General features: G+C 41.9%; 11 protein-coding genes. All 11 read left to right on the forward strand.

Features of this window, described 5'->3' with window-relative positions:
• The first annotated feature begins 2 nt into the window (after positions 1-2).
• The 11 genes from ACTQ1L_RS00350 to ACTQ1L_RS00400 all read left to right on the forward strand — a co-directional run bounded on the left by ACTQ1L_RS00350 (position 3) and on the right by ACTQ1L_RS00400 (position 11,622).
• Complete coding sequence (locus ACTQ1L_RS00350) at positions 3-1,439, forward strand: acyl-CoA carboxylase subunit beta (protein WP_441365047.1); 1,437 nt, start codon at positions 3-5, stop codon at positions 1,437-1,439.
• Positions 1,440-1,458: 19 nt separating this feature from the next.
• Positions 1,459-2,283, forward strand: coding sequence for an OadG family protein (locus tag ACTQ1L_RS00355; protein ID WP_321111664.1), 825 nt, complete (start codon positions 1,459-1,461; stop codon positions 2,281-2,283).
• An 18-nt stretch (positions 2,284-2,301) separates the two neighbouring features.
• Positions 2,302-2,664, forward strand: coding sequence for a biotin/lipoyl-containing protein (locus ACTQ1L_RS00360; protein ID WP_441365048.1), 363 nt, complete (start codon positions 2,302-2,304; stop codon positions 2,662-2,664).
• A 19-nt stretch (positions 2,665-2,683) separates the two neighbouring features.
• A complete protein-coding gene (locus ACTQ1L_RS00365; protein ID WP_441365049.1) occupies positions 2,684-3,832 on the forward strand; it encodes a sodium ion-translocating decarboxylase subunit beta in 1,149 nt (382 codons plus the stop codon).
• A gap of 22 nt (positions 3,833-3,854) precedes the next feature.
• Positions 3,855-5,273, forward strand: a complete 1,419-nt coding sequence (locus tag ACTQ1L_RS00370) for an oxaloacetate decarboxylase subunit alpha (protein WP_321111666.1) — start codon at positions 3,855-3,857, stop codon at positions 5,271-5,273.
• Between the two features lie 500 nt (positions 5,274-5,773).
• Entirely contained in the window at positions 5,774-6,703 is a 930-nt protein-coding gene (locus tag ACTQ1L_RS00375; RefSeq protein WP_321111667.1) for a MurR/RpiR family transcriptional regulator, read from the forward strand.
• Positions 6,696-7,979 carry an NAD(P)/FAD-dependent oxidoreductase gene (locus tag ACTQ1L_RS00380; protein ID WP_441365050.1) on the forward strand — a complete coding sequence of 428 codons (1,284 nt, stop codon included), beginning with the start codon at positions 6,696-6,698 and terminating at the stop codon, positions 7,977-7,979. The genes ACTQ1L_RS00375 and ACTQ1L_RS00380 overlap by 8 nt, the downstream gene beginning before the upstream one ends.
• Positions 7,980-8,093: 114 nt before the next feature.
• Positions 8,094-8,756: a (d)CMP kinase gene (gene cmk / locus ACTQ1L_RS00385; protein ID WP_055165420.1), complete on the forward strand. Its 663-nt coding sequence runs from the start codon at positions 8,094-8,096 to the stop codon at positions 8,754-8,756.
• A 3-nt stretch (positions 8,757-8,759) separates the two neighbouring features.
• Entirely contained in the window at positions 8,760-9,620 is an 861-nt protein-coding gene (gene ispH / locus ACTQ1L_RS00390; RefSeq protein WP_441365051.1) for a 4-hydroxy-3-methylbut-2-enyl diphosphate reductase, read from the forward strand.
• Positions 9,601-10,716, forward strand: coding sequence for a 30S ribosomal protein S1 (rpsA, locus tag ACTQ1L_RS00395; protein WP_441365052.1), 1,116 nt, complete (start codon positions 9,601-9,603; stop codon positions 10,714-10,716). Before ispH ends, rpsA begins: the two co-directional genes overlap by 20 nt.
• 129 nt (positions 10,717-10,845) lie before the next feature.
• Entirely contained in the window at positions 10,846-11,622 is a 777-nt protein-coding gene (locus ACTQ1L_RS00400; protein ID WP_441365053.1) for a CheR family methyltransferase, read from the forward strand.
• Position 11,623: the final 1 nt, after the last annotated feature.

Here is an 11,623-nt window from a genome sequence, read left to right on the forward strand (position 1 = left end):
AAATGAGTAGTAACAATCAAAGCTTGGCAATGCAGCGTATTGCTAAGTTAGTCGACGAGAACAGTTTCATGGAAATTGGTTCTCTTGTGACAGCTCGCAGTACAGATTTCAACCTTACTGCAGCAAAAGCTCCTTCAGATGGTGTTATTATCGGACACGGTCTGATTGATGGAAATCTTGTATTTATCTACAGCCAGGATGCAACAGTTCTTAACGGAACAATCGGCGAGATGCATGCAAAGAAAATTGCTTCTGTATATGATATGGCCATGAAAATGGGCGCACCTGTTATCGGATTTATCGATTGCGGTGGTATCAGACTTCAGGAGTCAGTTGATGCTTTAGACGGATTTGGTCTTATCTACGCCAAGGAAGTTGCAGCAAGTGGCGTTATTCCACAGATTTGTGGTGTATTCGGTAACTGCGGTGGCGGACTATCTGTAGTACCGGCTCTTTGTGATTTCGCTTATATCGAAGAGTCTAAGGGCAGAATGTTTGTTAATACTCCTGATGCAATAGAGGGTAACCGCGTTGAGAAATGCGATACAGCAGCAGCTTCATTCCAGAGTGAGAACAATGGATGCGTAGACGGAATCGGTTCAGAGGATGATATTATCGCTGATATCAGAGCTCTTGTCAGCATGCTTCCGCTCAACAACGAGGGAGATGTATACACAGACTCATGTGAGGATGATCTCAACAGAGCATGTAACAGCATGGCTGATATGAAGGCTGATCCAAGATTCCTCTTATCAGAGCTTTCTGATGATCATGTATTCTTTGAGACAAAGAAAGACTTTGCCAAGAATATGGTGACAGGCTTTGTTAAATTAAACGGCATGACGGTCGGTGCAGTTGCAAACTGCAGCACAGTATATGATGCTGAGGGCAAGAAGGCAGAGGAGTTTGCACTCTCTCTTACTGCAAAGGGCTGTAACAAGGCAGCTGAGTTTGTATCATTCTGTGATGCTTTCTCAATTCCTGTACTTACACTTACAAATGTAAAAGGATTCAAGAACTGCATGTGCTCTGAGAAGAAGCTTGCAAAGGCTCTTGCCAGAATGACATACGCATTCTCAAGTGCAACATGTCCAAAGGTTAACCTGATTACAGGCGAGGCTTACGGAAGCGCATATGTTGCAATGAACTCTAAGTCAATCGGAGCTGATATGGTTTATGCATACCCTGATGCAAAGATTGGTATGATGGATTCAAAGATTGCAGCTGAGATTATGTATCCGGGCGCTGATGCAAAGGAAATCGATGAGAAGGCAGCTGATTACGAGAAGCTTCAGTCTTCTGTTTCATCAGCAGCAGCCAGAGGATATGTAGACCTCATCATTGATCCGGCTGACACAAGAAAATATCTTGTAGGTGCTTTTGAGATGCTTTACACCAAATATGTAGATGCACCAGAGAAGAAACACGGAACTAAATAATAGAAAGGCGCATTTTGTTATGAAGAAAAAAATAACATATATCCTTAGCCTTCTTATGATTGTATGTATGCTTGGAGCATGTGGCTCTGACAATGCCGAAAAGACATACGGTGGATACACAACAGACGAGCTTCATACTGAGGCAACAGACAGCCTTAGCAATATTCAGAGCTACATTGCACTCGTAGATAGTTGTGGCGGTTATGACAGCTATGAGAAGAGTGTCAAGGAATTTGAGGAGAAGACAGGCATGACAGAGGGTGAGGTTGTTTACAGCACACTCGGACAGTCGGGAGCAAGCGTTTCAATGAAAAATATCGACGTTGAGCTTGATGCCGTTTCATCATGGCTTGATCTGGTTGACGAATACGGAGACGTAAAGGATGCAACTAATGGCAAGGATTTTACAGTAACTAAGTCAGGTGGTACACTCACTACCGACATGACACTTACATTTGGCAAGCAGGATGTAACATACGAATTAGTATATGATTCGGTTACCATGGAGGTAACAGGTATCTCACTTACTCCTGTTCAGACAATGGGACAGAAGCTTGCTAAGGCAGGACAGAACACAGCAATTTCAATGAGTATTGTATTCTGTGTACTTATTCTTATCTCTCTTATCATTTACTGCTTCAAGTTTATTGCTCTTATCGGCAATAAGCCAAAGAAGGCAGAAGCTAAGAGCGAGCCTGAAAAGAAAGAGGCTGTTGTTGCAGCAGCACCTGCTACAGACCTTACAGATGATACAGAGCTTGTAGCTGTTATTTCAGCAGCTATAGCAGCAAGCGAGGGTACTACAACAGAGGGTTTTGTAGTCCGTTCAATCAATAGAAGATAATTTAGGAGGACATTTGAGATGAAAAACTATACAATTACCGTTAACGGAAATGTTTACGATGTTACAGTAGAAGAGACAGGAAGCACACCTAGCACAGCCAGCACACCTAGAAGAGCTGCAGCACCTGCTGCCGCTGCACCAAAGGCTGTTGCACCTGCAGGAGCAGGAAGCATCAAGGTTGAGGCCGGAGCTGCCGGAAAGGTATTTAAGCTCGAGGCTAAGGTTGGCGATGCAGTAAAGAAGGGTGATACACTTCTTATTCTTGAGATCATGAAGATGGAGACACCTGTTGTTGCACCACAGGATGGAACAGTAGCAAGCATTGATGTTGCTGTTGGTGATTCAGTAGAGTCAGGTGCATTACTTGCAACATTAAACTAATTCCAGGAGGTAAACTAATTTGAGTTACGTAGGTGAAACGCTTTCAAACCTCCTACATCAGACTGCCTTTTTTAATCTGTCAGTCGGAAACTATGTTATGATTGCCGTAGCATGTGTATTCCTGTTTTTGGCTATTAAAAAAGGATTTGAGCCTTTACTTTTAGTACCTATTGCTTTTGGTATGCTCCTTGTTAATATCTATCCTGATATTATTGTAAGTCCAGAGCACTCAAGCAATGGAGTAGGTGGTTTACTTTATTATTTCTATACACTTGATGAGTGGTCAATTCTTCCTTCACTGATTTTCCTCGGTGTCGGAGCTATGACAGACTTTGGTCCGCTTATCGCAAACCCTATCAGCTTCTTACTCGGAGCTGCAGCACAGTTTGGTATTTTCGGAGCTTATTTCCTTGCAATCCTTCTCGGATTCAATGACAAGGCAGCAGCAGCCGTATCTATCATCGGTGGAGCTGACGGACCTACATCTATTTTCCTTGCCGGAAAATTAGGTCAGACAGGTCTGATGGGACCTATCGCCGTGGCAGCATACTCGTACATGGCATTAGTACCTATCATCCAGCCGCCAATTATGAAATTATTTACTACAAAGAAAGAGCGTGCAATCAAGATGCAGAACCTTCGTCCTGTAAGCAAGCTTGAGAGAATTCTCTTCCCTGTAGTAGTTACTATCGTTGTTTGTACACTGCTTCCAACTACAGCACCACTCGTTGGTATGCTCATGCTTGGAAACCTTTTCCGTGAGTCTGGTGTAGTACGTCAGCTTCAGGAGACAGCAAGCAACGCCCTTATGTACATTGTAGTTATCTTACTTGGTACATCAGTAGGTGCTTCTACAAGCGCAGAGTCATTCCTTAATATGAGCACAATCAAGATCGTTATCCTTGGTCTTATTGCATTCATGGTGGGAACTACTGCCGGAGTACTTTTTGGAAAGCTTTTATGCTTCTTTACAAAAGGCAAGATCAATCCACTTATCGGTTCAGCCGGTGTATCCGCTGTTCCTATGGCTGCCCGTGTATCTCAGAAGGTCGGTGCAGAAGAGGATCCAACAAACTTCCTTCTTATGCATGCTATGGGACCTAACGTAGCCGGTGTTATTGGAACTGCCGTAGCGGCCGGATGCTTCATGGCTATATTCGGTATTTAGATTTAATTAAGGAGGATTAATCATGTCAGAAGTGGTAAAGAAACCATTAAAAATAACAGAAACTGTTCTTCGTGATGCACATCAGTCACTGATTGCAACCAGAATGACAACAGAGCAGATGCTTCCAATCGTTGACAAAATGGACAAGGTTGGATACAACGCAGTAGAGTGCTGGGGTGGTGCAACATTTGATGCCTGCCTTAGATTCTTAAAGGAAGATCCATGGGATCGTCTCAGAAAATTAAGAGACGGCTTCAAAAATACAAAGCTCCAGATGCTTTTCCGTGGACAGAATATCTTAGGATATCGTCCATATGCAGATGATGTTGTTGAGTATTTCGTACAGAAGTCAATCGCAAACGGAATCGATATCATCCGTATTTTCGACTGCTTAAATGATATCAGAAACTTACAGACAGCAGTTACAGCATGTAACAAGGAAAAGGGACATGCCCAGGTAGCTCTTTCATACACACTTGGAGATGCTTACACACTTGATTACTGGATGGATATGGCAAAGAGAGTTGAGGACATGGGTGCTGACTCACTTTGTATCAAGGATATGGCCGGTCTTTTAGTTCCTGCAAAGGCTACAGAGCTTGTTCAGGCTTTAAAGGATTCTACAAGCCTTCCTGTCGAGCTTCATACACACTACACATCAGGTGTTGCTTCAATGACATACATGAAGGCTGTTGAGGCCGGAGTTGATATCATTGACACAGCTATGTCTCCATTCGCTCTTGGAACAAGCCAGCCTGCAACAGAGGTTATGGTTGAGGCATTCAAGGGCACAGAGTTTGATACAGGTCTTGATCTTAATCTCTTAAGTGAGATTGCTGATTACTTCAGACCAATAAGAGAGGAAGCTTTAGCTTCAGGTCTCATGAACCCAAAGGTACTCGGAGTAAATATCAATACTCTCCGTTATCAGGTGCCTGGAGGAATGCTTTCAAACCTTATCTCACAGCTCAAGGAGCAGGGCAAAGAGGACAAGTACGAGGAGGTTCTCGCAGAGGTACCTCGTGTGCGTAAAGACCTCGGTGAGCCACCACTTGTAACTCCTTCTTCACAGATCGTTGGTACACAGGCTGTATTTAACGTACTCATGGGCGAGAGATACAAGGTTGCTACTAAGGAGACTAAGGATATCCTTCTTGGTAAGTATGGTCAGACAGTTAAGCCTTTCAACCCGGAGGTTGTTGATAAGGTTCTTGGTGATGATAAGAAGAATGCCATCACATGTCGTCCGGCAGATCTTCTTGAGCCAGAGCTTGACAAGATTGAGGCTGAGATGAAGCAGTGGAAACAGCAGGATGAGGATGTTCTTTCTTATGCTCTTTTCCCACAGGTTGCTACTGATTTCTTCAAGTACAGACAGGCACAGCAGACAGGTGTTGATGCAAAGGCCGCTGATACTGAGAATAAGGCTTATCCTGTATAGTATTTAAAAATATAATTCATGCTTTTGAATTTTAAACAGGTCCGGCTTTGCCGGGCCTGTTTTTTGTATTGTGTGGATAGGGTGACTCGTAAGTTCCGGGCACCGGACAGGCACGCACACTTTCATGTGCGCGAATAGCGCAGCCTCTTAGATACTGTAGAAATTATGCCCATGAAACACAGAAATGTCCTGCCATGGACGGCAGGACAAGGTGTTATGCGCCACGGATGGCGCATAAAAGCCGGTTTCGTCAAGCGTAGAACAACTACAAGCATAATTTCGTACAGTATCTTAGAGACGTAGCGTAGCGCACGGGAAAGTGTGCGTGTCTGTCCGGCGCCCGGGACTTACGAGTCTATTTTATGGCAAAAATAAAAAATATAAATTCGCTCTTTCATATAGTGAGAAAAAGTGATAATATTTTAAAGTATGAAAAAATCGCTGCAGGTTACACAAATGTGTGAAGCACAGCCATAAACGGGAAAGCTCAGGAGTATAAGATGTCAAATACTAACGACTTACTTAACAGGATAAATGCTAAATACAGTACGATGAGCAAGGGGCACAAGCTGCTTGCTACATACATAACTGATAATTATGATAAGGCTGTCTTTCTGACAGCTGCCAAGATGGGCGAGACAGTAGGAATTTCTGAGTCTACGGTTGTCAGGTTCGCTACATCGCTCGGATATAAGGGATATCCCGATTTTCAGAAGGCACTTGAGGAGCTTGTAAGGAACAAGCTCAATTCGGTTCAGCGAATGGAGGTCACATATGGGCGTATCAGCCAGTCACAGATTCTTGAGACTGTGCTGCAGTCTGATTGTGACAAGATTAAGACCACTTTGGAAAAAATTGATGCGGATGTATTTGACCTGGCGGTAGATACTATTTTACAGTCAAGGAAAATTTATATTGTCGGAATCAGAAGCTGTGCACCTCTTGCAAGCTTTCTTGCATTTTATATGAATCTGATGTTTGATGATGTATGTCTGCTTACGACAAACAGCTCAAGTGAGCTTTTTGAGCAGATGGTGCGTATTGGCAGGGAGGATGTAATTATAGGTATCAGCTTTCCACGTTACTCTATGCGTACACTTAAGGCACTGGAATTTGCCAACAACAGGAGTGCTAAGGTAATTACGGTTACTGACAGTGTTCATTCACCGATGAATCTGTATTCATCATGCAATCTGATTGCCGACAGTGATATGGCTTCTATAGTTGATTCGCTTGTGGCACCGCTTTCTGTCATCAATGCCCTGATTGTGGCTCTTTGCATGAAAAAGCAGAATATTGTCGCAAAGACACTGACAGAGCTTGAGGATATATGGAATGAGTATCAGGTGTATGAGAATGATGAGATTGATTACATTGATGATTCTATAAAGGTACATTACGCAAAGCTGGGGGATTCACAGGATGAGTAAGAATATTATTGTGGTAGGAGGCGGAGCTGCCGGAATGCTTGCGGCATATTTTGCTGCAGACGCAGGAAATAAGGTTACGCTTCTTGAAAAAAATGAAAAGCTTGGAAAGAAAATATATATAACCGGAAAAGGCAGATGCAACCTGACCAATGCGTGCGATGTCGAGGAGCTTTTTTTAAATGTAAAGAGCAACAGCAAGTTTTTGTACAGCGCATTTTATGGCTTTGACAACAGTCAGGTGATAGCTTTTTTTGAGAAGCATGGCATGCCCGTAAAGGTGGAGCGTGGCAATCGTGTATTTCCGGTATCTGATAAGTCGTCGGATGTGATTTTTGCTTTACAGAGAGCTTTGAAGGAAAAGAAAGTGGAGGTATTGCTTCATACGGAGGTATCGAAGCTGTGCTATGAGAAAATCACTGATACAAAGGCAGATGAAGAAGCTTCTGATAAAAAAACTGAATTAAAAATAACAGGTGTCATATTAAAGGATGGCACCACAATGGCTGCTGATGCAGTTATTGTGGCCACAGGAGGACTTTCATATCCGTCTACAGGCTCTACAGGTGACGGCTACAAAATGGCAGAAAGCGCAGGTCATACTGTGACAGAGTGCACACCTTCACTCGTTCCTTTTAATGTAAAGGAAGAGTGGGTAAAGAGTCTTCAGGGACTTTCGCTTAAAAATACGGCTATTTCCATATATAGTGGCAAAAAGAAGCTGTATGAGGATTTTGGAGAGATGCTTTTTACGCATTTCGGGGTCAGCGGCCCTATGATTTTGTCTGCGAGTGCATCAATTAAGCAAAGCCTTATTAAGCAGCCTCTTGACATGTATATTGATTTGAAGCCGGCTCTCACACAGGAGGCTTTGGACAAGAGGATTCTCAGGGAGTTTGAGGAGGCAAAAAACAAGCAGTTTAAGAATTCGATAAACAAGCTTTTGCCTGCAAAAATGATTCCGGTGATAATAGAGCTTTCAGGTATCGACCCTGATAAGAAGGTCAATGAGATATCAAAAGAGGAAAGAAACAGACTTCTTATGCTTTTTAAGAAGCTGCCTGTTACTCTTAATGGCCTAAGAGGATATAATGAAGCTATTATCACAAAGGGCGGCATAAAGGTGAAGGAAATCAATCCATCCACTATGGAGTCGAAACTTGTGAATGGCCTTTACTTTGCTGGCGAGGTGCTGGATCTGGATGCATATACGGGAGGTTTCAATCTGCAGATAGCATGGTCCACAGGATATCTGGCAGGAACAAGTGCAGCGGTTTGATGATTTGGAAAACTATTTTGAGACACTTATAATAACAGTTATTTATGCGCATAGTGAATTGAGCAGCTGGGATTTTAATTAAAATGATGAACAAAAATATTTTAAGGAGAAATTATGAGATACAATATAGCAATTGACGGACCGGCAGGAGCCGGAAAAAGCACTATAGCAAAGAGACTTGCAAAGGAACTTGGCGCAATTTATGTCGATACAGGTGCCATGTACCGTGCCATGGCATACTATTTTATCCAAAAGGGTGTGGACAAGGATGATATTGACACCATCACGAAGCTATGTAAGGATGTTGAGGTTTCAATCAGCTATGAAAACGGTGAACAGCAGGTTATCTTAAATGGTGAGAATATCACAGGCTTTATAAGACAGGAGACTGTCGGCAATATGGCATCAGCTACCAGTGTCTATCCTGTAGTAAGAGAAAAGCTTGTTGAGCTTCAAAGACAGCTCGCGGCCAGAGAGAATGTGGTGATGGACGGAAGAGATATAGGAACTGTTGTGCTTCCTGATGCCAATGTCAAGATATTCTTAACAGCAAGCTCTAAAGTACGTGCAAAGAGACGCTTCGATGAGCTTACCGCAAAGGGTGAGAAATGCGATATTGATGCAATCGAGAAGGATATTATAGAGAGAGACCACAGGGATATGACAAGAGAGACATCACCTTTGAAGCAGGCGGATGATGCTGTGCTGCTTGATTCGTCTGATATGACAATCGATGAGGTGGTAGATAGAATGAAACAGCTTGTGAAAGAGGCATAGCGTATGGGAGAGCTTACTATCGCAAAGAGCGCCGGCTTTTGTTTTGGAGTGACGAGAGCAGTAAATATGGTCTATGAGGCAATTGAAAAGGAAAATGTGCCTATATACACCTATGGCCCGATTATTCACAATGATGAGGTCGTAAAGGATATGGAAAAAAATGGCGTAACCGTCATAAACGATCTCGATGAGCTTTCTTCTCATGAAAAGGGTGTGATGATTATCCGTTCGCATGGTATAAGCAAGGAAGAGTATGACAAGATAAAGGATTGTGGCTTTGAGGTGCTTAACGCAACCTGTCCTTTTGTATCAAAAATTCACAGATATGTGGAGGATTACAGCTCAAAGGGCTATGATATTATAATTGTCGGCAGTCCAAAGCACCCTGAGGTGTGTGGAATAAAGGGTTGGGCAGACGAAAAATGCAATGTAACCATAATAAATTCGCCTGAGGATGCCGAAAAATACACGAAAAATAGTACAAAAAAACTATGCATAGTGTCACAAACGACATTTAACTACAATAAATTTCAAGATATAGTTGAAATTATTGCAAAAAAAGGTTATGATATAACTGTTTTAAATACAATCTGTAATGCTACAGAGGTCAGACAGACCGAAGCAAGAAAGGTAGCACAGTGCTCAGATGTCATGATTGTCATAGGCGACAGGCACAGCTCCAATACACAGAAGCTATTTGAAATATGTAAAAACGAATGCAAAAATACTTACTATATACAGACAAGTGACGAAATGGATTATACACAAATCAGGTCCAACAATAACGTAGGTATTACAGCAGGGGCTTCAACCCCAAATAATATCATTGAGGAGGTTTCAAAGAATGTCAGAAATGAGCTTTGAACAAATGCTGGAAGAATCTTTTAAAACTATAAGAAATGGAGAAGTGGTAGAAGGTACCGTTATTGATGTTAAGCCTGACGAGATTTTCTTAAATATTGGATACAAATCAGACGGAATTATTACTAGAAACGAGTACACAAATGAGCCTAACGTAGATCTTACTACTGTTGTAAAGGTTGGCGACAAGATGGAAGCCAAGGTAGTTAAGCTTAACGATGGCGATGGTCAGGTTATCCTTTCTTACAAGCGCCTTCAGGCAGAGAAGGGTAGCAAGCGTCTTGAGGAGGCTTTTGAGAACCAGGAAGTATTAAAGGCAAAAGTTACACAGGTATTAGCCGGTGGTGTATGTGTCAGTGTTGATGAGACAAGAGTATTCATCCCTGCAAGCCTTGTATCAGATACTTATGAGAAGGATCTCAACAAGTTCAAGGATCAGGAGATTGAGTTTATCATCACAGAGTTCGATCCAAGAAAGAGACGTATTATCGGAAACAGAAAGGTATTACTCGTTGAGCAGAAGGCTAAACAGCAGGAAGAACTTCTTTCAAATCTTCATGTTGGCGATGTAATCGAAGGAACAGTTAAGAACGTTACAGATTTCGGTGCATTCATCGATCTTGGCGGAGTAGACGGATTACTTCATATCTCAGAGATGTCTTGGGGCAGAGTAGAGAACCCTAAGAAGGTATTCACAGTCGGACAGACTGTAAGAGTATTTGTTAAGAACATCAATGGTTCTAAGATTGCTCTTTCAATGAAGTTTGATGACGAGAATCCATGGAATGGTGCAACAGAGAAATTTGCTCCTGGCAATATCGTAAAGGGTAAAGTAGCCAGAATGACAGATTTTGGTGCATTCATCGAGCTTGCTCCTGGTGTTGACGCACTTCTTCATGTTTCACAGATTTCAAAGGATCATGTTGAGAAGCCATCAGATGTTCTCAAGATTGGTCAGGAGGTTGAGGCTAAGGTTGTTGAGTTCAATGAGGACGATAAGAAAATCAGCTTAAGCATGAAGGCTCTCCTTGATTCAGAGGATGATGGAGCAGATGTTGCAGATGTAAATATCGACGAGGTTGCTTCTGATAACGAGTAGTTTTTGATTTTAAAGCTGTCATATATTTAGTTATATGGCAGCTTATTTTTATAGGCATAAATGAGGCAGCTATGATTTATGGTTTCAGGATTTCTTATGGAATAAAAATTAAACAGGAGGTTTGCAAGGATGTTTGATAATTATGAGTGGTTTAAAAAAGAGGTATATAAGCTTACACAGATAGATCTTAACTATTATAAAGAAAAGCAGATGCGAAGAAGGATAGACACGCTGGCTCATAAGAATGGTGCTGATTCTTATGAGGCTTATGTGAAATTAATTTCTACCGATAAGGTGAAATTTAAGCAGTTTGTCAATTTTATTACAATAAATGTATCAGAGTTTTACAGGAATCCTGACCAGTGGAGATTTATGGACCAGAAGGTAATACCTGAAATATTAAAGCGTAATAAAGGTCAGATAAAGATATGGAGTGCGGCATGTTCGACCGGAGATGAGCCGTATTCGTTAGCAATGGCATTTTCAAAGCATGTACCGCTTTCAAACATTCGTATTCTTGCTACAGATATTGACGACCAGGTTATTTCGAGCGCAAAGACAGGCTTATATAGTGCTAAGTCAGTGGAAAATGTACCGTCTGACCTCAAACGAAAGTATTTTACACAGGTGGGGGATTCCTATAAGATTGCAGATGAGATTAAGAGATGCGTCACATTTAAAGAACACAATCTGCTGAAGGATGTTTATCCAAAGGATTACGATTTGATTCTGTGCAGAAATGTGGTAATTTATTTTACTGATGAGGCAAAGGATATGATATACAAAAACTTCTATAATTCACTCAAGCCACAGGGTATATTGTTTATCGGAAGCACTGAACAGATAACAACATACCGGGAGCTTGGCTTTGAGAGACTCAGCAGTTTTTATTTCCAGAAACCCTGAG

Origin of the sequence: Agathobacter sp. LCP21S3_B2, assembly GCF_052118705.1 — a bacterium.
GTDB lineage: Bacteria > Bacillota > Clostridia > Lachnospirales > Lachnospiraceae > Roseburia.